General features: G+C 41.2%; 16 protein-coding genes and 3 tRNA genes. 11 read left to right on the top strand and 8 right to left on the bottom strand.

Annotated features, from left to right (window positions below; translation table 11 throughout):
* The first annotated feature begins 105 nt into the window (after positions 1–105).
* The 3 genes from HHL16_RS14505 (at position 106) to HHL16_RS14495 (ending at position 6486) form a co-directional block, all read left to right on the top strand.
* Entirely contained in the window at positions 106–1335 is a 1230-nt protein-coding gene (locus HHL16_RS14505; protein ID WP_169425905.1) for a FecR family protein, read from the top strand.
* A 278-nt stretch (positions 1336–1613) separates the two neighbouring features.
* Complete coding sequence (locus tag HHL16_RS14500) at positions 1614–5078, top strand: SusC/RagA family TonB-linked outer membrane protein (protein ID WP_169425904.1); 3465 nt, start codon at positions 1614–1616, stop codon at positions 5076–5078.
* A 58-nt stretch (positions 5079–5136) separates the two neighbouring features.
* On the top strand, positions 5137–6486 hold the full coding sequence (locus HHL16_RS14495) for a RagB/SusD family nutrient uptake outer membrane protein (RefSeq protein WP_169425903.1): 1350 nt from the start codon (positions 5137–5139) through the stop codon (positions 6484–6486).
* A gap of 680 nt (positions 6487–7166) precedes the next feature.
* Here HHL16_RS14495 and HHL16_RS14490 read toward each other — a convergent pair.
* Entirely contained in the window at positions 7167–7430 is a 264-nt protein-coding gene (locus HHL16_RS14490) for a DUF6520 family protein (RefSeq protein WP_169425902.1), read from the bottom strand.
* A gap of 429 nt (positions 7431–7859) precedes the next feature.
* Positions 7860–8309 carry a MauE/DoxX family redox-associated membrane protein gene (locus tag HHL16_RS14485; RefSeq protein WP_169425901.1) on the bottom strand — a complete coding sequence of 150 codons (450 nt, stop codon included), beginning with the start codon at positions 8307–8309 and terminating at the stop codon, positions 7860–7862.
* Between the two features lie 1083 nt (positions 8310–9392).
* Between HHL16_RS14485 and HHL16_RS14480 the strand changes: the two genes are divergently transcribed.
* The 4 genes from HHL16_RS14480 to HHL16_RS14465 all read left to right on the top strand — a co-directional run bounded on the left by HHL16_RS14480 (position 9393) and on the right by HHL16_RS14465 (position 13853).
* Entirely contained in the window at positions 9393–11564 is a 2172-nt protein-coding gene (locus HHL16_RS14480) for a TonB-dependent receptor (RefSeq protein WP_169425900.1), read from the top strand.
* A 17-nt stretch (positions 11565–11581) separates the two neighbouring features.
* Positions 11582–12226 carry a hypothetical protein gene (locus tag HHL16_RS14475; RefSeq protein ID WP_169425899.1) on the top strand — a complete coding sequence of 215 codons (645 nt, stop codon included), beginning with the start codon at positions 11582–11584 and terminating at the stop codon, positions 12224–12226.
* Positions 12227–12259: 33 nt separating this feature from the next.
* Entirely contained in the window at positions 12260–13078 is an 819-nt protein-coding gene (locus tag HHL16_RS14470) for an alpha/beta hydrolase fold domain-containing protein (protein ID WP_169425898.1), read from the top strand.
* 94 nt (positions 13079–13172) lie between these two features.
* On the top strand, positions 13173–13853 hold the full coding sequence (locus HHL16_RS14465) for a hypothetical protein (RefSeq protein ID WP_169425897.1): 681 nt from the start codon (positions 13173–13175) through the stop codon (positions 13851–13853).
* A 95-nt stretch (positions 13854–13948) separates the two neighbouring features.
* Here HHL16_RS14465 and HHL16_RS14460 read toward each other — a convergent pair whose 3' ends face one another.
* The 3 genes from HHL16_RS14460 to HHL16_RS14450 all read right to left on the bottom strand — a co-directional run bounded on the left by HHL16_RS14460 (position 13949) and on the right by HHL16_RS14450 (position 16609).
* Positions 13949–14965, bottom strand: coding sequence for an alpha/beta hydrolase (locus HHL16_RS14460; RefSeq protein ID WP_169425896.1), 1017 nt, complete (start codon positions 14963–14965; stop codon positions 13949–13951).
* Positions 14966–15143: 178 nt separating this feature from the next.
* Positions 15144–15227, bottom strand: a tRNA-Leu gene (locus HHL16_RS14455).
* 215 nt (positions 15228–15442) lie between these two features.
* Positions 15443–16609, bottom strand: coding sequence for a HAMP domain-containing sensor histidine kinase (locus tag HHL16_RS14450; protein WP_169425895.1), 1167 nt, complete (start codon positions 16607–16609; stop codon positions 15443–15445).
* Between the two features lie 118 nt (positions 16610–16727).
* Between HHL16_RS14450 and HHL16_RS14445 the strand changes: the two genes are divergently transcribed.
* From HHL16_RS14445 to HHL16_RS14430, 4 genes are all read left to right on the top strand, one after another.
* A complete protein-coding gene (locus HHL16_RS14445; protein ID WP_169425894.1) occupies positions 16728–17756 on the top strand; it encodes a glycosyltransferase family 2 protein in 1029 nt (342 codons plus the stop codon).
* Positions 17757–17800: 44 nt separating this feature from the next.
* The gene (locus HHL16_RS14440; protein ID WP_169425893.1) at positions 17801–18007 is read left to right on the top strand and encodes a hypothetical protein; all 207 of its coding nucleotides are present in this window, start codon (positions 17801–17803) and stop codon (positions 18005–18007) included.
* A gap of 127 nt (positions 18008–18134) precedes the next feature.
* Positions 18135–18207, top strand: a tRNA-Gly gene (locus HHL16_RS14435).
* A gap of 67 nt (positions 18208–18274) precedes the next feature.
* Positions 18275–18360: transfer RNA gene (locus HHL16_RS14430), tRNA-Leu, on the top strand.
* A 416-nt stretch (positions 18361–18776) separates the two neighbouring features.
* On the opposite strand, the gene HHL16_RS14425 is transcribed toward HHL16_RS14430, so the two are convergent.
* The 3 genes from HHL16_RS14425 to HHL16_RS14415 all read right to left on the bottom strand — a co-directional run bounded on the left by HHL16_RS14425 (position 18777) and on the right by HHL16_RS14415 (position 21374).
* Positions 18777–19112, bottom strand: coding sequence for a DUF2752 domain-containing protein (locus tag HHL16_RS14425; RefSeq protein WP_169425892.1), 336 nt, complete (start codon positions 19110–19112; stop codon positions 18777–18779).
* Between the two features lie 76 nt (positions 19113–19188).
* Positions 19189–19650 (bottom strand): TM2 domain-containing protein, encoded by a 462-nt coding sequence (locus HHL16_RS14420; protein ID WP_240966166.1) that lies wholly within the window; start codon positions 19648–19650, stop codon positions 19189–19191.
* Between the two features lie 584 nt (positions 19651–20234).
* Complete coding sequence (locus HHL16_RS14415; RefSeq protein ID WP_169425891.1) at positions 20235–21374, bottom strand: ABC transporter permease; 1140 nt, start codon at positions 21372–21374, stop codon at positions 20235–20237.
* Positions 21375–21379 lie beyond the last annotated feature (5 nt).

The following is a 21379-nucleotide window of genomic DNA, read 5'->3' as shown; positions in this document are numbered from 1 at the left end:
AAAAGTGAGGCTGGGACTGAGTTTCAGGTTTTTCTCAAAAAAATCTCAAAAAAAATCAGTGTCGGAGGTGTCCTTTCTTTCCGGGCGTGTGTCTTTATATATGTTATGAATATCCAGGAGGCACGGACATTTGTTGCCAGGTTTGTTCAAGGCAAATACACGCAGGAAGAGCATGAATCTTTTCTGCAGTGGGTGAATGGGGCCCCTATGGATCATATCGAAGCAATTGCCGGCGAGTTTGAAACACTTCAGCAACAGGCTGTTATTTCCGGGAAGCCGTCCTCTAATTGGATTGGTCAGCTGGAAAGTCGTCTGGATGCAATAAGTGGTGGAGCAGTGATTCCGATGCGCCCCCGCAGAAATCTGGTAAAAGTGATCAGCTGGGCTGCAGCCGCAGTGCTTGTAATCGGCACAGGAGCATATTTTCTGATGAACAAAAAAGCTGCCCAACAGCAGCAGATAATTGCAGAAACAGATAAAGCGATACTCCCCGGTACAGACAAAGCCGAACTGATTCTGGCAGATGGATCCACTGTACAGCTGAATGAAGCTGCCAATGGAATACTCACAGAACAGGGCAACTCAACCATTAAGAAAGTAAATGACCGTGTTCTTGTTTACGAGTCAAAAGCCGCAGGCGGGAACGGAACGGAAGTATACAATACCATTAAAACTCCCCGTGGCGGACAGTATCAGCTGATACTGCCCGATCAGACCAAGGTTTGGCTCAATGCGGGATCATCCATTCGTTTCCCGGTAGCCTTCAACGGCAGGGAAAGAAGGGTAGCGATCAACGGTGAAGTATACTTTGAAGTGGCTAAGAATCCCAGTCAGCCATTCAAAGCAGTGATAGCCGCTGACCTTACACCCGAAGGAGTCAGCAAAGGGATCGGAGAGGTAGAAGTGGTAGGAACACATTTTAATATCATGGCTTATTCCAATGAGCCGGCCATTCAGACCACCTTGCTGAAAGGATCCGTAAAAGTTGTCAGCGGAAATCTTTCCAAAGTGCTGAAACCCGGTCAACAGGCGAAGATCATCAATTTCGCGGTAGCCAATGATAAGCTCACTGTGCAGGATATACCCGCAGCAGAAGAGCTGGTTTCATGGAAAGACGGATTTTTCCCCGGTACAAGCGCTGATGTACTCATGCGTCAGATCGCCAGATGGTACGATGTAGGGCTGGAGTTCCAGGGAAGCATTCCCGAAATGAAATTCGAGGGTAAGTTGCCCCGTGAAGCCGGAATAGAAGATGTACTCAAAATTTTAAACGCAAACGGAATACATACATACTTAGATAAACCTAATAGGAAAATAGTTGTAAAACAGTTATAATCAAGCACTTGAGCATCACGTTTGATTCATTGTTTCTGTAAAACCTGATTTTCCATTAATCATTAAGCCCATCCTAGTGCTGCTTTTTTCGGAAAATAAGAAGCGGCGGAAGCTACTTACTGCGACCTTAGGCTATATTTGCTGAAAGGTTCGCAGTTTGTAGCTTTTATACTATCTGAAGGAAAACGTAGAATTGCAATGGAGCGGTCTTTTCTGCGTAGTAGTGTAAAATCAATATTCCTTTCATTCAGTTACACTAAAAGTAACCTTCTATCAGGATGTGGAAAACCTTTAAGACAACTGCATTATTACTGATCGTTTGCTTGCTCATCAGCCTACATACGTATGCGCAGATCACGCTATCGTATAACAATGCTCCCGCCAGGGAAGTAATTGAATCTGTAAAAAATCAGACAAAGTATAATTTCTTCTATCAGACCAATACGTTTCTGGAAACTGATCGGATAACCATCTATGTTCAGAATGCCTCCATTCAGGAAGTGCTGAATATCTTCAAAGCACAATTACCCATTACATATGAGTTCGCCAGCAATATGGTAACCATAGTGCGGGACAATCCTAAGCCTGCACCGAAGCCAGCGCCACCTCCGGTTGTACATATCCGTGGAACAGTAATGAACGAACAGGATGATCCGTTGAACGGCGCCACGGTATATCTGAAAGGAGCACCCGGCAGCAGGGGCGTAGCAACGAATATCCAGGGAACCTTCGATCTGCAGGTACAACGATTGAAGAAAGGAGATACAATTGTTATTTCAAATGTTGGATATGATCCGCAAGAGATAGCAGTGGAAGAAGGAGTGAAGGTTGTGGTGAAGTTGGTAGGCAGACCGAATGAGTTGAATGATGTTTCGATAACGTCGGGGATAGATAAGCAGGTGGCAAGGCGCACAACGGGTGCGTATAATGTGATAGATAATAAAACGTATAACAGGAATTTTGCCTCTGCAAGTATTGTAGAAAGATTGGATGGAATTACCAGTGGATTATTGCTTAACAAGAATATTACTCCTGGTTTGAATCAATCTGAAATAAGTATCCGGGGAAGGTCAACGATTTTTTCTAATGCAGATCCCTTAATCATTATTGATAATTTTCCTTACAATGGAACATTGAGTAGCATAAACCCAAATGATATAGAAAAGATTACTGTTCTGAAAGATCCTGCGGTGGCGGCAATATGGGGTGCGCTTTCTGGAAATGGTGTAATTGTAATTACTACGAAAAAGGGTAAGTATAATCAACCATTGAAGGTATCATTTACTAGCTCGATGACTGTAGTTGAGAAGCCAGATTTGTTCTATATTCCCTATATGAACGCCGAATCAAGAGTTGAGTTAGAACAAATTCTTTTTTCGAGAGGTTTTTATGGAGGGATTGAATTGGGATCATCAAAAGCAGCAGCCCCGCCAGTTGTTGAACTATTGATCAAGAGAAAGAAAGGACTTATAAGTGAAGATGAGTTAAACCAGAAGCTTGAACAACTCCGCAGAAACGATCAGAGAAGTGATATTGACAGGTTATTGTTAAACAGTAGCTTTCTGCAACAATATAGTCTTAACCTAAGAGGTGGTACTAAAATAAACCACTATTATCTGTCATTAGGGTACGACAAACAAAATGTAGATATTACAGCTCCCAATTCAGAGAGGTTTACAATCAATGGTAGCAATACATTACTGTTACTAAAGAAGAAATTAGAACTTACCACGGGGATAATGGTTACCTCAACTAAGCAAATGAATAACCGGCAATGGTTCCTGGGAATTAATAATCCATATGTAAGTCTGGTTGATGAGAATGGTAATGCGGCGGTTGTTCCTAGTGATGTAAGACAGGTTATAAAAGATACTGCTGGGAAAGGCAGCCTGCTTGATTGGAATCTGCGACCGCTGGAGGAGGCCAAAATTCGAAATGGCAGTATAAAAACTGAAGGGTATAAGTTCGATTTCAGTATAAAGCATAAAATACTAAAAGGATGGGATGTTATATTGTCCTATCAGTATTATCATGAATTGGGTAAGAATAGGGAATATAATAGTCCAACTTCTTATTATACAAGGAATCTAATCAATAGTTTTACTCAAAGAGTTTCTGACAATAAGATTAGTCGAATTATTCCACTTGGTGGTATTCTTGATAATATTGACGTTACCAGAAATAATCATTACGGCAGAGCCCAGACCGAATATAAGTTTGCAAAAGGAGATCACGAGTTTTCAGCACTTGGAGGAACAGAGATCCGTAGTATACGAAGCGATTTTAGTTCAAAAAGACTGTACGGCTTGGATGATGATCATCCCATGGGGCAGGAGGTTGATTACCTCTCTAATTACAGTTATTATTATGACCCAAATTCATTTGTAAGAATTCCTAATCCGTTTGTTCGTCCTTTTGTCAGAACAACAGCCAATTTCTTTTCTGTTTATTCAAACGCGTTATATTCTTACAAAGGCCGCTACAATTTATCGATTAATATTAGAAAGGATGAGTCAAATATTTTTGGAGTCAAAGCCAATCAAAAAGGAGTTCCTCTTTGGGCGGCAGGCGTAAGCTGGATAATAAGTAAAGAAAATTTCTATACTTCAGAAGCTATTCCATATTTGAAAGTTCGATTTACTAATGGATATAGCGGAAATGTTGGCAGGGATGTTTCAGCTTACACAACGGCTTTTATTGATGGATTGAATTTCTTCAACAATGTAACTGCATCAATTTCAAATCCACCTAATCCGTCATTAAGGTGGGAGAGAGTGCATATGATAAATCTAGGATTGGATTTTTCTATCAAAAATGATTGCCTCTCAGGAAGCTTTGATTATTACTTCAGAAAAGCAAAGGATCTGATAGGAGTGACACCTGTTGATCCTACAACGGGTGTTGAAACTTTCAAAGGTAATACAAGTTCTATGAAGGGGCAAGGTTTTGAACTTACCTTGAATTCAAAGGTTACTGGTGGGATAGTAAAATGGCATACCAATTTCCTTGCAAGTTATTCTCTGGATAAGGTAGATGAGTATAAAGATGTAAAAGGTGGAATTGGTAGCTATCTGAACAAATTTTCATTGACTCCCTTAGCCGGTAAGCCGCTATATTCTATACTCGCTTTACAATGGGGTGGTCTGGATCCGCAGAATGGAAGCCCTATTGGTTATCTGAATGGCCACCCAAGTACCGATTATCCGCAAATTGTAAACTCTACTAATTTTGATGATATTATTTATAAAGGATCTGCAGTGCCAACGCATTATGGCAATTGGATAAATACATTTTCCTATAAAGAATTTGAATTGTCTTTTAACATTAGCTGGAAACTCGGATATTATTTTAGAAGATCATCCATCAACTATATAGAATTGATTGCAGGCATTTCACCTGGTCATCCAGATTTTGCAAATAGATGGCGCAAACCAGGTGATGAGCTAATCACTGATGTTCCTTCTTTTGTTTATCCACCAGATAACAATAGAGATGCATTTTATAACATGTCAACAATCTTGGTTGAGAAAGGCGATCATGTTAGATTAAAAGATATCAGGTGCTCCTATATCTTAGCTAAAAGCAAATACAAGAAAACTCCTTTTCAACAGGCTGAGATCTACGCCTATGTTAATAATGTAGGTATTTTATGGAAAGCAAATAAATATGGTCTAGATCCCGATTACCTGGACACATATCCGGCAAAGAGAAGTTATTCAATTGGTATAAAGTTGGATTTTTAACTTTCAAAACAGTATAATAATGAATTTACTCCTCCGATGTTCTAATATACTGTGTCTGTTGACCGCTCTACTTGGTGCCAGCTGCGGTGCAAAAAAAGATTTTTTAGATGAAAAACCAAGCTCAGATGTTTTTCTTCCAAAATCAAAAGTTGAGTTACAGTCCTTAATGGATAAGTCCTTTTTTCTTAATGTTATGCCAGAGTTAGGCACCCTATCAGCTGATGAATATTATTTTGAACCAGGGTATTGGGAAACTCTGGATTCTAAGGAAAGGAATTCTTATATATGGGCCAAGGATATTTTTCAAGGTCAGCCGAATATTGGTGATTGGAATATGCCTTACAAGCAAGTATTGCAATGTAATGTTGTTTTAGATGCTTTAGAAAAAAATACTATTGAGGACGCAACAGAAGTTGAACTTAATTATTTAAAGGGGGCTGCATTTTTTGTGCGGGGTTTAGCGTTTTATAATGTGGCTGTATTATTTTCCGACATTTTTGACGACCCATCTGCCTCTGCAAAGCCAGGTATACCTATACGTCTAAGGCCTGAAGTGGATGAACAATCACATCGCTCCAATTTGGGTGACACCTACAAACAAATTTTTTCTGATTTACAGCAGGCTTCTTTATTATTACCAGATACTATTCCTGTTAAAGCTAGAAACAGACCTAGTAAACCCGCAATTTTTGCAGTACTGGCGCGTATACATTTAAGTAATCGTTCGTATGAAATTGCGCATCAGTATGCCGATAGTTGCTTGAAATATTACAATAAACTGATCGACTATAATAAGGTTGATAAGAACGCTTTTTATCCATTCAAAGCTCAAAATGACGAATCAATCTATTTTGCAACCATGCCTGTTGAATCAAAGGTTCTGAATGGAATTCTTCAGCCATTGACAGTAGTTGATTCTAATCTCTATAATTCTTATGATGTAAATGATTTGCGAAAGAATATTTTCTTTTTGATGAATGGGGCTAATCACCCCAACTTCAAAGGAGGATATTCTGGTAGTGCTTTTTCATATGCTGGAGTAGCTACTGATGAAGTTGTATTAATAAAAGCCGAGTGCTTAGCAAGAGAGAGGAAAACCGAAGATGCTATTGATATGCTGAATCTCTTATTAAAAAATCGCATTGATAAGAATAAGTTCAAACCTTTGCAAGCAAACACGCCAGAAGATGCTTTACAGCTGATATTGAATGAAAGAAAAAAGGAATTGGTGATGCGCGGTCTTCGTTGGACTGATCTTAAGCGTTACAATAAGGAAAATAGAAATTCAGTTCTTACACGAAAGCTAAATGGGCTTACATATTATTTAGCACCTAATGATTCCAAATATTTATTACCGATCCCACCTGATGTTATTGCTCTTAGTGGAATCCCTCAGAATGAACGTTAAAGCTGTTTGATAAATTCTATGGAATTTGTTGTTCACCTTATACAAAATGCAAGTCCCCCCGAAGAAGCGGGGGGACTGTACTAATCAAATACCATTAACCATTAAACCTTATCCTATGAAAACATGAATTTAGGATATTTTGCCATAACCTAAAAAAAATTGTAATGGCAGATATTTTAATATTGGTTGTTCATGAAGAGAACGTTTAGTTTCCCGGACAGGCAGGAAAAAATTGTCCCTCCTTACATGTGAAGAAATAGTCTGTACCTTGGATTCGATAATAGGTGCAGGTAGTAAAAGGTGAATAAAGGCAAATGTAGTCTTCGCCTAGTGTTCCGGCAGGGATAAAGTAATACCCCCAGGGTGTGTTCATTTTGTAATACTGGGTTTCTTGCATACAAAATGGGTCAGAAACCTTGGCAAATGAAGCCGAAACAGAAATAATGATTGTGACAATCATTAAGACCGATTTCAATTTTTTCATTTTGAGATAAAGTTATTGATGAGGCGCCAAGGTACTTATTTTGAGTGCGAAGTGTTCCTTGTTTGATGTGGCAATCTATTGACATTGGGGATTGCTATCGAATATTTTATATTTGGAGTAAAGAAAATGCCACTTTCGTTAAGTTGAAGTGGCATTCTAAAGGCTGAAAGTATTAATAAGATATGAAAGGTTGAAATTAGCGTGTGGGGTTGATAGGTGCATAATGCCCTGTTCTGCACATTGTATACACGAACGGAGCAGTCATAATATATGAACATGCACTCGTGGGTTGGGAAATACAATACCAGTTTACTCCAAATATTCCAGCATATTTATACACGCCATTGTCTAAATAATATTGAGCTTGATCATAGCAATCAAATTTCTTCTTCGCTGCAAAAGCCCCACTCACCGCTGCTATCACAACGATAACCATAAGTATCACTTTCATTTTTTTCATAAAATTGTTTTTGAGTGTTAAAAAGAGTTTTGTCTGCTCGTATCTCATAAAATGCAAGGCAGCAGACATTTGCCATGCAGGTACCTGGCCAGGTTATCTTAACTGCACGCAAAGCAAGGCCTTTCCTTACCTTGCGGCAGGACTAAGCAATTGATTATCTGCCTTCACCCCAACTGTCGTTTCCGACAATTCCTGAAGACCAATAATTTTCCCGTAAAGTTTTTTGTAATAATGTGTGAAGTGATTAGGTCGTAACCAGTTCCCAAGATGTAATCAGAAGCCATGCTTAACCAGAGATTATGTTAGTAGAACACCTCCATGAAATGATCAGGAGGAAATGAATTAGATTTCAAGGAACCAAGGATTTTGTGAAGGTTGGTTTGCTACAACAACCAATAGAAGTGTAATGAAAATTCAAATGGGAAATGATTAGTTAACCACCATTTGCGCATTCACTGTTGTATCAGGAATACGTCTTTTCATCATCAGGATGGCAATGACATTGAGAATAATGAAGAAGAGGTTGAACATGAGATGTTGTGGCCAGGTAAAAGAACTGATCACCCCGCCACAAGAGCATGGTACTCTTGCAAGCATATTCAGAATAATCATTACAATATATACTGTGAAAATTGATAACAATATTAGTGAGGCCCATAAAGCTTTGAGCCTTGTTCTTTCAAACAGAAGTCCGGCAACAATCAGTAATTGTGCGCCTGGAACTGCATACACCAGAATGGGTTTGCTCCATTGAAAGATCGGTTGATTGTAAATATTTCCGTGGAAGTATTTGTAGGCCAACAATTGTGTCAGTCCTGTGTAGAGAAATAACAATATCAGCAGGGATATTATACCTTCCAAAGCAATTTTCCTTTTCATAAACTGGCGAATATCTTTTTCTGGTTGAATAATTTGGGCGCCTCGCCTGTTTCAACATACACAATTCAAATACATGGAATGTGTACAGGACTTATCGGCATATTCAAACTGCCCAGAGTCAGGTATTCCCAATTTTGTACTTTTTGGAGAGTACTCCTAAGAGATTGATTATCCCAGAGATAGAATAAGGGTGGAAAATGCTGAGCCTTTAGCTAACCATAATAACCTGTAACCTTCCTAAGTGTTTTCACTTAGCGTTGAAAAATTACCCTAATTTATTTTTTTAACTATCCGAAATGGAAAATAATATAGAAAAGTTGATTGGAATCAAGAAAATAGCGATGGTTAAACATTTTTTCCGGAATCTGATTTTGTCCTTTTTAGTGGCATCGGGGCAATTACGGATGTAAATTTGATCCGGAATAATGGAAGTTTTCTTCTTCGCAGGTTTTATGAGAAATTGATGCTTCTGAGGTCGGATAATTATCCTCGTTAGACGACTGAAATTGTTACCCGACAAACAGCTCCCCCGAATTTATCCTGAGAATGCGATGTTATCTTTTTGATAACTATTCTCCTGTTTCCCATGCAAAAGAGAAATCCAAAATACATTTTTGCAAAAGCAGACTCAACCCATAACCATGCTTTTCTTACCGGTCATAATCTGAAATGCTACCTTAAAGAATTAATACTGCAATATAGTTTGTATTGCAAACTAAAGTTTATATTTGCTCCTGATAAGTCAATTGTTGGCCAAGAGTAGAGCCATCAGAAATTTTACAGAGGATAAAACTGTGGAATACGAGAAGTTTAGGAGTTGATGGCAATGTGAGCAGTTTTGTGAATTTGAAGTTGATCAAACTCCTGACCATGTTCCGGTAATTTGAAATCGATGCATTACGGAATTGCTGGAATGAGTAAGTACGAGGCAGGTATGACCTATGTCTTTCCTGCTATAGGAAGTTTCAAAACATTGCAGGTTATTGCAGAATCTCAAATACCAGTAACTTCTCATAAAAGCAATCCGTTCACTATAGACAGCAGAACTCACAAGTTCTGTTTTTTTTGAAAATAAGGTTTATAATGCAAACTAAATTAGCGAAACAAAGTATAATTGCGGCGATATTCCTGCTGTTGTTTATGAGCCTCCGGGCGCAGGCACAAAACACTATCAAAGGAAGAGTGCTCGACGAAAAGAAACGCCCTGTTCTGTATGCTTCAGTCTCTCTGAAATCATCCACCGACGGCAGCCTTACCGACAGCCTCGGCCGCTTTTCTTTTACTACCAATGCCAGCGGCAATCTGGTTTTGATAGTATCCGCTGTCGGTTTTCAGGAGCTGCAGCATCCTCTTGAGATCACATCTCAAACACCCGATCTTCAACTCATTCTCAAAACCAATGCAAAACAGCTCGGAGAAGTGGTTGTTACTGCAGGTACCATCGATGCTACTGATGATAGAATTCTTACTATTATCAAACCTGTTGATATTCTCAGTAATGCCAGTTCACAAGGAGACATTGTTGGCGCTATTCAGAACCTGCCCGGCGTTCAGCGCAACGGCGGCGATGAGACAGGTTTGTTCGTGCGCGGAGGAGACGCTTCAGAAACCGTAATGATCATCGACGGAACAACTGTTCAGAATGCTTTCTTCAGTGCTGTGCCAGGCATCGGACAGCGAAGCCGTTTCAATCCTTTTCAGATAAAAGGTACTTCATTCAGCTCCGGAGGATATTCTGCAAAATACGGCCAGGCACTTTCTTCTGTGTTAAGTCTTCAAACTACCGATCTGCCTCAGCATTCAACCATTTCAGCCGGACTCAACCTCTCCGGCGCCATGGTCATTGGCGCTGAAAAAATGGAAAACAATGCTATCGAATACGCCGCTAATTACACCAACTTCGGCGCTTATTACGGCCTCGCCAAAACCAATTATGAGTTCTTCAGAAAACCTGTATCGGGTGGAGGTTCTCTTCGCTGGATTTCCAAAGATTCCAAAGGTGGCATCTTCAAAACCAGTATCAGCTTCAATTCCAGCGGTAGTGGCACTTTCATTTCCAATCCGAATGCCCCTGGCTCAATCATTTCGTTCGATCTGAAAAATGAAAACACCAATGTGAACAGCTCTTACAGAACCAGGCTTTCAGACAAATGGAAATTGCTGCTGGCTGCCGGCATCAGCAGCAATCACGATAATATCCTTTGGTCCGATACTGCATTCACCCGTTCTGACAGGCGCTCGCAACTCCGTACCGAATTCACCTTCTCTTCAAAGCTGTTAAAATTCACTGCAGGTGCAGAGTTGCAACACTTCAGTTTTGAGCAGCAATTCGATTCGATTAAAGGAAAGTTCGACGAAACAATGGCTGCTGCTTTTGGCGAAGCTGAATTCAGGATAACGCGGAACATCGCTCTGAAACCCGGACTGAGAGCTGAATACAGCGATCTGCTCCGGAAAGGAAATATAGCGCCAAGGTTTGCCCTGGCGCTGAAAGCCGGACCGTTCAGTCAGTTCGGACTGGCAACCGGATTATTCTATCAGTCTGCCCCCAATCTCTATTTGTTGAATGGATTGCGCCCGGGATATCAGCATGCCATTCATTATCTCGCCAACTACGAATGGATTCAAAACAACCGCTCATTCAGGCTGGAAGCCTATTACAAAGATTATGCAAACCTCGTGAGAGAACAGGGCGTTCCTTATCTTCCCAGACCCTTCAGAACCGAACTTGGGAGTGTAGACAACAGTGGATCGGGCTATGCCAAAGGATTCGACATATTCTGGCGGGATAAAGCCTCCATCAAAAATATCGATTACTGGATCACTTACAGCTTTATCGATACACGCAGACTTTACCAGAATTATTCAGCAAAGGCAAGTCCTGATTTCATCTCAGAAAATAATCTCAACGTCATCGTAAAATACTATTCCGAAAAACTGCATACCGCTTTGTCGGCGGGATACAATTATTCCAGTGGAAGACCCTACTACAATCCAATGGCATCGGGGTTTCTGGCTGATAAAGCGCCTGCTTATCATAACCTCTCGTTCAAAGCAAGCTACCTTACAAATATCAGAAGAGTTTTTGCTGCCTTCTATGTGAACTTCGACAATCTCACCAATCAAAAGAATGTATTGGGATATCGGTATTCGAATGATGGTCAGTTGAGAACACCGGTTTTACCTCCACAATATTTCGCCGTTTTTTTCGGCGTGCATCTTTCTATCTCTCAATTCAAAAAAGACGATTTATAAAAACAAAAATTGATGTTATGAAAAAGATCATCCGGGCAGCCAGTGTATTGTTGGTCTTAGCCCTCCTTTCATTTCAACTGTCGGCCCAGCAATTGGAATCTGGTCTGAGTGAAGCCTGGAAAGCCTTGCAGGAAGCCGGCGACATGCCCGCACTCATGAATGCAGGCAACAAATTCAATCTCATCGCTGCAAAATGGCCCGAAGACCGTAATGCGAATTACTATGCTGCTTATGCGAGGATCCAGATTGCTGCCAAAGAAACTGATGCAAAAAGAAAAGATCAGTTGTTGGATGAAGCCGACAAATATGTTGCAGTGATGAATTCTATCGATGCTGCAAACGATGAAAGCCTTGTTCTTACTGCCTATGCTGCATTCGCGCGTTTTCAGGTAGACCCTGCCAATCGCTGGAGAAAATATCTGGAGATCATGAACGAAAATCTCGAAAAAGCGAAGAAGGCCAACGCCGATAATCCAAGGATCTACTACCTCGAAGGAATTCCGGTTTTCAACAAACCAGTGCTGTATGGCGGTGGTAAGAAAAAAGCGAAACCATATTTCGAGAAAGCAAAAACACTTTTTGCCAAACAAACCGCTGGCTCCATCCTGAAACCCTACTGGGGTGAAAAGGAGAACGAAGAGTATCTGGTGAAATGTGATTGATTACTCAGCTGCCATTTCAAATAAACGAATCAAATGGATAATTTTTTGACTGAAATAAAGCACTTCAGAGAATTCTACAACGGACTGGGAAAATGTTATGATGCAGACTATTCCGTAACTGTACAGCAGGAAACCATCAATGGAGTCAGCTGTTACTGGTTTCTGCCTCAATTGCTGCTTGATGAGGATATTGTGATCTCTCTGCATGGCGGATCGTATGCAATGGGATCTATCCATTCTCACAAAGCAATGCTCACGCATTTTGCTTCGAAGCTGAACAGAAAAATATTGTATATAGATTATGCGCTGGCACCGGAACTTCCTTATCCTGCAGGAGTAAATGATTTTCTGGCAGTGTACCAATTCATCATTTCCCATTCTCCGAAAACGAATATGTGGCTGCTGGCAGACAGTGCAGGTGGTGGTATTTTATTGAGTGGACTTCATCGGCTGCAAATGCTTGGATTATCCGAACCGGCAGGAGTTGTTATGATCTCACCGTGGATCGACCTTCGTTGCATAAATGAATCTTACGATGAAAGGAAGGAGCTAGATCCGATCCTTTCCCGCGAAGAACTGCTCAGGTTTGCCGGATACTATGCAGGAGAAGCAGGGGAGGATGCAGATCCTTCTACATTGAATTTTACTCATTTCCCCAAAGCCCTGATCATGACCGGTACGAGGGAAGTGTTATATGATGATGCCGGAAATTTCTATGAAAAACTGCTGCAAATGGGCGCTGACGCCACTTTCGCAGCTTTTGAATCACAGACGCATGTATGGCCGTTAACCAATATTCAGTCTGATGCTGCACAGCAGATGCTGGATATGATCTGTGATTTCATGAATTAATCACCGGCCTTTTTAGTGGCAAGCCGCTCCCCGAGAGCGGCTTTTTTTATTCTCCGGAGGATCGTTTTGTTTTCTGGATACTGTAATTTGTATTATGCAAACCAACCGAATTTATTTCCGGAACAATCCCTGGCCAGATGGGCATGCTTTGAACAAGTTTACATGGAGTGGCAGACTTGATCCCGAAGATGGCCTGTACTTTGATTTCTATCTCAAAACAGACAACTACAATGCTGGCGAAACCAGCAATGAAGAAGAGGAGGACGAAGTTCTTTCCGACTGGGAATCCAAAATAGTCTGGAATAACTATCATGCCTGTACGATAGCTTCAAAAGAAAAGGGACAACCGGGAATATTGGTGGCACAACGCGGCAGTAAGTTTTCCTTCTCTGAATTTCAGTCGCAAACATTCACTGCAGACCCACTTCCAGTGATGGAGGATTTTGAATTGGATGATCTGGCTTTCGGCATTTATCTGTTAGGGCATGATGCTTCTGCTGATCATTATATTGCAATCGAAAGGCAAGAAAATAATTTGTTCAGCATTCACTGGACCGGAAAGATCGCGCTCTTCTATGCGGGAGAGGATAGCTTCGATCATGCATTTGAAACGCAGATCACTGACGTTGCATTTGATGGCATTCATTATCCTCAATCCTTTTCACATGAAGAGGCGATGCGTTTGCTGTCTGATGTAATGGTGGATGCTGATATGTTTCGTTTTGAGGACCTGAATCCCAAAAGCTTCAAACGCGAATACAAACTTGTGCTGTAGCGGGCAGAATAATGGAAATACAATCTTAAATAGAAAGGTCTGCAAATCTATCAACTTGCAGACCTTCTTAATATCGCTGAAACTCTTTCTGTATCTTACTTTCCGGCATTCATTTTGTCTAAAATTCCGATGATTGCATTTTGAAAATTTTCAGGCTCATCTTTATGTATCTGATGTCCGGATTTTTCAAACAAGATCAAGTCTTTCTTTGGCGCTTTTACTTTTTCGAAGTAGGCTTTTGTAATGCTGGTAGATGTTTGAATATCGTTTTTCCCAACGAAAAAATATACCGGGCACTTAACCTTCTTTAGTGTTTTGGGTAAATCAATTGCCATTACTTCATTCCAGGCAGGTGACCGGGTTTTTGACCATTCGAGAAATCCTTTTTTGAAATCATCGGTTGTTACAAACTTTTTCCCTTCGGTATAGAAAAGCCATTTTCTTAGATAGAACAGGTCTTCGTCAACTTTAAAAGGAATGTTTACCATCGCCAGTTCTTTACTGGCAACAGAATCTGCTTTAAAATGAATCTTCAATGTGTCGAGCAATTCTTTTTCACTCGCCAATTGACTGATAACGGGGTTTGCAGCAAAATATGCGTGTAATAATTCCGGATGATTTCTTACGATATAAAAACCCAGAGCATTTCCCCATGAGCTGCCGAGCAGGTATATTTTGGGTTGCTTCAATTCTTTTATCAGAAAGTTGATCACTTCGTAAGTGTCCCTGCCCATTAAGTCAACGGAAGGAGTAACCGGCGATGGATTTAGTTGAAGGGTTTTTCCTGCGTCTCTTTGATCCCATTGAACAATGGTGAATCTGGTTTTTAGAATGTTTGTGAAGTTATCTGCATTTTTCATCATTGAACTTCCCGGGCCTCCGGATAAAAAGAGCAATACAGGTTTATTGGAGTCGTCTGTTTTGATTTCTATTACTTGTTTGATTCCGCCAATTTCAATTGTCAGCAGCGAATCGATCTTTGTTGCAGGTAATTGCCCCGAAGGTTTTGATGGGGTAAGCGTGTCGCTGTTTGCCTGCAATGACGTCTGAGAGAAGCACAGGATGGACAACAGTAACAGAATGATAAAATTCTTTGTGATCACAATTCTCATGTTTTGGTTTTGTTCAATATTCAGAAGAGGAATATTGAAAAGGGGTTATGATAAAGCTGGCTTCCTTATGGAATCTTCAAGCCAGGGAAAGTAAGGTACGTTGAAACCACAGCATTCAATGCAGCATCACAAAAGAAAAAGGTCTGTAAATCTTTCGACTTACAGACCTTTTTGAAAGTGCCCAGGACAAGATTCGAACTTGCACGTCCTTTCGAACACCACCACCTCAAAGTGGCTTGTCTACCAGTTTCAACACCTGGGCGCCAATCCCGTAGGGGTTGCAAATGTAAAACACTTTTTCTAAAAAACTAAAATCTTTGAAGAAAAACGTAAAAACTTTATTCAGAATCTTTTAGAGATGAACGCTCTCTGGTTTTCCTGATCCGCTGCAAGCTTGTTTAGGCCTGAGTTTGAGGCGCATGAGCTGGTTTGAGTGCTATTGAAATTTATCTGAAAAAAAATCAGAAATATTGTTGTCTAAGCAGGTATGTTTCTGTTTTTCAGTACAATTCTGAAGGTAGTACCCTTTCCTGGCTCAGAATGTTTTACGAAAAGTTCTCCGCGATGATATTGTTCAATGATTCTCTTGCTCAGGCTTAGTCCAAGACCCCAACCACGTTTCTTGGTGGTGAATCCGGGTTTGAACACTTTCGACAGATATTGGCTGCTGATGCCTTTGCCTGTATCGGAAACATCGATAAAGATTTCATCGGGTTGCTGCTGAATATTGATGCTGATCTGTCCTTTTCCTTCCATTGCATCCAGTGCATTCTTGAGCAGGTTTTCAATCACCCAGTCGAACAGGGGAGGAGATATGAGTGCCGGGATATGCTTTTCGTCGTTTGTTTCGAGCGCGAACTGCACTTTGCCGGTGGCGCGTTTGCGGATGTATTCAATCATGCTGTCTACCTGCGCTATCAGATCGTGTTCTTCGAGTTTTGGTGCGCTGCCTATTTTGCTGAAGCGGTCCGAAACGAGTTTGAGTCTGTCGATATCTTTTGCGAGTTCCTGAACAATTTTGTCGTTTGCTTTTTCCTCGCGCAGCATTTCCACCCAGCCCTGCAATGAGGTGAGGGGAGTTCCCAGCTGATGTGCGGTTTCCTTGGCCATGCCCGCCCAGACCTGATTCTGTGAGCTTTTGAAACTGGTGGTGAGTGCGGTAAGTGTTATGATGATGAAGAGGCTTACAATCAGCAACTGCACCAGCGGATAGTATCTGATCTGATTGAGCAGTGAAGTATGTCCATAATAATAGTGATTCACGCGATTGCTGTCGATCGGGTCGGTCCAGATAATGGCTTCATTCTGACTTTTGAACTCCTGCAGCCTTTTATTCAGGTAACTGCTGTCTGAGGCAATGGAGGCGGAATCGAGGTTTACATATTGAGTGATCACGTCTTTTTCATCCGTTTCGATTATGGGGATGGTTTTGTTTTCGGTGATGATCATTCCGGCGAGCTGATCGCTGATGCCGGAAGTATCTTTCATCAGCAGTTTTCCTGCTTCCACCCATAGCTCTACTTTGGATCTTTCTTCGCGTGAAATTTTCCTGGCGAGGAACTGCGAATAAAAGATGGTGCCGCTGACGATGGCAATTGCAATAATGGCGAGACCTGTTCTCCAGTTGAAAAGCGGCTGAATCATGCAACTAATATACGTAAAGTTAAATTGCAGAGCGGCCCTCATGGCCGGTTTGAACGAATCCCTAAAATAACGTTCCTTTGCATCCGTTATTACAGCTATCAACCCAGTCAACAAATCAATGAAGCAACCACTGGTATCTATTGTTATTCTCAACTGGAATGGCCGCCGCTTTCTGGAGCAGTTTCTGCCTTCGGTAATGGCTACTACCTATAATAATAAAGAAGTGGTGGTGGTAGACAATGCTTCAACAGATGATTCTGTGGACTTTCTCAAAAAGGAATATCCTGCCGTTAAGATAGTGGTGAATGCAGCAAACTACGGATTTACCAAAGGGTATAATGAAGGGTTGAAGCATGTAACGGCAGATTATTATGTGCTGCTCAATTCCGATGTGGAGGTAGATAAGGGTTGGGTGGAACCGATCATCAGTTTGATGGAAGCCGATAAAACCATTGGAGCCTGTCAGCCCAAGTTATTGCAACATGCAGATCATAATCTTTTTGAATATGCCGGAGCAGCAGGTGGCTGGATAGATTATCTCGGTTATCCCTTTGCGAGAGGAAGGGTTTTTGATTATTGTGAGAAGGACGAAGGGCAGTACGATCAGCCTATGCCGATATTCTGGGCAAGCGGAGCTGCTATGTTCATCAGACCTGAATTGTTCCATCGCCTCGGCGGATTCGATGAATTTTTCTTTGCTCATCAGGAAGAGATCGATCTCTGCTGGAGAATACAGCTTGCGGGATATCAGGTGTATGCCTGTCCTCAATCGGTAGTGTATCATGTAGGAGGAGGAACGCTTCCTAAGGGCAATGCAAGAAAAGTATTTCTGAATTTCCGCAATAATCTGATAATGATGGCCAAGAATCTTCCCCTGGGATCGGCCATCTGGAAGATCTTTTACCGTTTCTGGCTCGATGCAATCTCAGCAGTGAAGTCGTTGCTTGCAGGAGAGGGTACTTATTTTATTGCTGTGGTGAAAGCACACTTTGCATTCCTTTATTGGCTGCTGATACATAAAAAAACAAAGAGAGAAGGGGTGGATAAGCGTCGGAAGCTGAATGGATTTTTTCATAAAAGCGTGGTCTGGAGCTACTTTGTGCGAGGTAAAAAAACTTTTGTAGAAATTGTTGGTGCAAAATGCTGATTTTTAAGTTCTGAATTATTACTTTTGCATCGCAATTCACTCATATGGAGCAACATCTGGAAAAAGATTATCGCGACAAAGACTTTAAACGCAACTGGGTTAATTCCTCTGTGTTTTTATTTTATCTGCAGGTTTTTTGTGTAATGGCATTTGTACTGGGCGGTTGCTACAGTTTGTACAAACATCGTTATAAAGGAAAGCCTGAGGTGACGATCCAACCCAGCACTTTGTACACTCCTGAGTACAAATAAAAAAAAGGAGAAAAAAAAGGGAGAAAAATTTTGACCGAATAAAAAAATCCCTATCTTTGCACTCCCAATAACGATTGATACTCAGTTCTTTATAAAATATTCGCTGCTAATTTAACAGCAGCAAAATGCGGAAGTAGCTCAGCTGGTAGAGCATCACCTTGCCAAGGTGAGGGTCGCGGGTTCGAATCTCGTCTTCCGCTCTAAAGAATTCCATTCTACTGAAAATGTGGGATGGAATTTTTTGTTTAGATTCACTTTGGATCTGACACCCCGGTGGCGGAATCGGTAGACGCGAAGGACTTAAAATCCTTTTCCCAGCAATGGGAGTGCAGGTTCAATTCCTGTCCGGGGTACTTGAAAATCAAATAGTTAGAATGGCTGCCAATCGGCGGCCATTTCTATTTTGGGCCATTTTAGCCATATTTTCAAACAATTTTCAAACAAACCGCCTGAAATGGGCGTCCAAATTGAAGTATGGAGAATGGAAGTAGATGATCAAAATGTTTGATCAGACCAGGGTTGCAACCATAGTCTTATTCACTGGCCTGTCTGCTCCAGTGTCATTTCTTTTTCCCGGTTGGGACATATGTAATTTCTTAAAACTTCAGCCCAGGGAGGATTGCTGCTTAATCAGCATAGAAGATGTGCTGATAGCTTACACTGAAATGCATTGAAAATCGTAGAGCAGCATTCAATGCAGCAGCCGTTATCAATAGAAGGGAAGTGCGCTAAAACTTATTAAGACAATGGAAGCAGGCATCTTTTCGCACTAGTGTTGTACTACAGTGGCTGCCTGTAGATCTTTTCTCATCTTCAAAAACTTCCTGTACTCTTTTATACCCCAGCCAATCCAGAATATCCCCAAAACAGGAAGCGCAATAAAGCATCCCATATTATAAGCAAATGCTTCTTCAAACTCCAGATGTATCAGGTGCATGCAGGCTCTTGTTAATCCGCATCCATGACATTCCACATCGAATAGCAGTCTCGAAAAGCAAACTGTTTTTCCGTTATCAAAAAAATCGGCAGGAAGAATAAGGAGAACAACCGGCAGTAACACAATTATCGCCAGTTTAGTAATAGTGTAGTAATAACGGAATTTCATAAAAAGCGGGAGAGGTTAATTCTTTAAAAAGCAAGGAGGGCGTACCATTAGACACGCCCTCCTTTTGGCAACCAGATTACAAAGTAGTTTCGTAGTCTTCGTTTTTCGGTTGGAGGTCGCCGGTAATGATGCGGATCAGATCGATCAGCGCCCAGATACCGCAACCACCCAGGGTAAGCAATTGAACAACACCCTGCCAGGTGTAACCCAGGTAAAATCTGTGAATTCCCAATCCACCTAATAAGGCGCAGAGAATCAAAGCAATCACCTGGCTTTTACCAGCACCTTGAAAAGGAGCATCGGTTTTAGAGGTGATCTTCTTGCCAAATAATTTAAGGCCGATTCTTTCTTTCAAAGTCAGCTTAGCACCTTTTGCTTCAGTAGCAATAGTCTTAAGCTCTTTGTAAGAAATTGTACCATCAGCAGAGGCTGTTTTCAGCGCTGCCATAGCTTTTTCCAGGTTCTCGGGCTTAATGGGTTCTGGTTTGCTAACAGGCATTGCTGCAGTCAGCAAAACAACAAACAAAGCAGATAACATCAGCAACGATGCATTCTTTACTCGTTTCATGCAAAAATGGGTTGGGGTTAATTCGAAAGCTTACTCTTTAGGATTTTCAGCATCCTCCGCCTGACTTTTGTGGATTTCGGCGTTATCCGTTGATTGAAAAATTGAAAATCATTTGCGCCTGATAAGCCCACGCAATGGACACAAGTCTTAACTAACACAGGGATGTATAACAGGAGGGAATTAATCGGTATAGGGTGATACCGTTATGTAAGCGAGTATAGTTATTTCATTTATAAGATTTAGGTTAAAGCGGGCTGGCTTTAAGAAAATTTACGGGTTAAATATAATATAAAAACATGAAGCTCCTAAAACTGTCCAATTTATTTTGATGAGTTCTAACGGACGAAAGTCCGTTTTTATTATACCAAACCGGGCTGAAAAATGGAAGCCAGAGCGTAGAAAATGGAGACTGATTCAATATTTCAATGGTCTGAAAAGCACATCCAAACTGACATACATCAATTGTATAAAAGCTATTTACACTTTATGATTTTTACAAAAATTACCCAGTTGCCGGGAGGCTGTTCATGAGTTTTTCAATGTGTGCCGACTTTCTATTTGTAGAACCTGCGGAGATTGAATCTATCACCTGTATGCCACCAGAGCATTGCGCAGGCGATCAGAAAATAAACCAGCAGTTGTATCAGTTGTATGTTCAGATAATCTTTGATATCGGTCAATGTCCCATGCTCTATCAGCAGTATGCGCAATCCGTTTACAAAAGGCATGAAGGGGAAAATAAAACTGAACAGCTGCGCTGCCCATCCTCCCTGTTCAAATGGCCAGCTGAACCCGGACGAAATGTAAACAGGCATCGACAATATTATCAGAAACTGCAACGATTTCAACTGCGACTTAAAAAGCAGGCCAGCACTCATTCCTATGAATGCATTCGAGGCGATGAAAATGAAACTCACCAGCAATACAGGGAACAATGTACCCGGAAATGGCTGCTTGAACACCTTGAAATAAATTCCAAAAATACCCAACAGCAATGCTGATAGCAACAAATAGGGAAGCAGTTTTCCAAACATCGTCAACAATACGGAATGGCCGCCTCTTTCGTACACTGTACGGAGTGTTTTGTTCTGCTGTTCCGCGGAAAAGCTCAATGCCAGTACAACCATTACTACCGACTGAAGAATAATAGCGAGATAAGAAGGCCATATGAAATAGAAATAATTCGATCCCGGATTGTATACTTTGAACAAATTCAGATGAAAAGCTTCGTTCTTCTTTCCCGACATCCTTGTTTTGATCACATTCAGCGTACCTGCTGCAGTCATTACTGCACGGGCCACATAGTTGGATGGAATCAGGTTCGAATTGTTGATGTATGTGTTGAGTTCCGGATAATCGCCACGCATTAACGACGCTTCGAACCGGTAAGGAATATTCACCACTGCATAGGCTCCCTGATTGAGAAAGTAGGATTCAGTTCCGTCCTTCTGATACCTCACTACCTTCAGTTCGAGCATATCCGTTTCGCTCAGCATGTCTATCAGTTTGGCGCTGGTGGGTGAGTTGTCGTTATCGACGATCACTATCGGAAGATCGGTGAGCTTTCCTTTATCGTACACATAACCGAAGAGAAATCCATACAGTACCGGCGCGCCGAGATACAGCATCAGCATTATTCTGTCTGCGAAGAACAGTTTGAATTCCCTTTTTACTATCGACAAAAAATTTCTCATAGTTC

The organism is Pseudoflavitalea sp. G-6-1-2 (assembly GCF_012927185.1).
In the GTDB taxonomy this organism is placed as follows: Bacteria; Bacteroidota; Bacteroidia; order Chitinophagales; family Chitinophagaceae; genus Pseudobacter.
Note: the sequence above shows the minus strand (reverse complement) of the source record. Positions and strands in the feature narration are given on the sequence as shown.

What these genes read in the sequence shown, in the direction of transcription:
- HHL16_RS14490 (WP_169425902.1), bottom strand. Translation starts at nt 7,430, where the DNA reads ATGAAAAAAATGAAAGTGATACTTATGGTTATCGTTGTGATAGCAGCG.
- HHL16_RS14465 (WP_169425897.1), top strand. Translation starts at nt 13,173, where the DNA reads ATGCAAACCAACCGAATTTATTTCCGGAACAATCCCTGGCCAGATGGG.
- HHL16_RS14470 (WP_169425898.1), top strand. Translation starts at nt 12,260, where the DNA reads ATGGATAATTTTTTGACTGAAATAAAGCACTTCAGAGAATTCTACAAC.
- HHL16_RS14500 (WP_169425904.1), top strand. Translation starts at nt 1,614, where the DNA reads ATGTGGAAAACCTTTAAGACAACTGCATTATTACTGATCGTTTGCTTG.
- HHL16_RS14440 (WP_169425893.1), top strand. Translation starts at nt 17,801, where the DNA reads ATGGAGCAACATCTGGAAAAAGATTATCGCGACAAAGACTTTAAACGC.
- HHL16_RS14420 (WP_240966166.1), bottom strand. Translation starts at nt 19,650, where the DNA reads ATGTTATCTGCTTTGTTTGTTGTTTTGCTGACTGCAGCAATGCCTGTT.
- HHL16_RS14480 (WP_169425900.1), top strand. Translation starts at nt 9,393, where the DNA reads ATGCAAACTAAATTAGCGAAACAAAGTATAATTGCGGCGATATTCCTG.
- HHL16_RS14425 (WP_169425892.1), bottom strand. Translation starts at nt 19,112, where the DNA reads ATGAAATTCCGTTATTACTACACTATTACTAAACTGGCGATAATTGTG.
- HHL16_RS14445 (WP_169425894.1), top strand. Translation starts at nt 16,728, where the DNA reads ATGAAGCAACCACTGGTATCTATTGTTATTCTCAACTGGAATGGCCGC.
- HHL16_RS14450 (WP_169425895.1), bottom strand. Translation starts at nt 16,609, where the DNA reads ATGATTCAGCCGCTTTTCAACTGGAGAACAGGTCTCGCCATTATTGCA.
- HHL16_RS14415 (WP_169425891.1), bottom strand. Translation starts at nt 21,374, where the DNA reads ATGAGAAATTTTTTGTCGATAGTAAAAAGGGAATTCAAACTGTTCTTC.
- HHL16_RS14485 (WP_169425901.1), bottom strand. Translation starts at nt 8,309, where the DNA reads ATGAAAAGGAAAATTGCTTTGGAAGGTATAATATCCCTGCTGATATTG.
- HHL16_RS14475 (WP_169425899.1), top strand. Translation starts at nt 11,582, where the DNA reads ATGAAAAAGATCATCCGGGCAGCCAGTGTATTGTTGGTCTTAGCCCTC.
- HHL16_RS14460 (WP_169425896.1), bottom strand. Translation starts at nt 14,965, where the DNA reads ATGAGAATTGTGATCACAAAGAATTTTATCATTCTGTTACTGTTGTCC.
- HHL16_RS14505 (WP_169425905.1), top strand. Translation starts at nt 106, where the DNA reads ATGAATATCCAGGAGGCACGGACATTTGTTGCCAGGTTTGTTCAAGGC.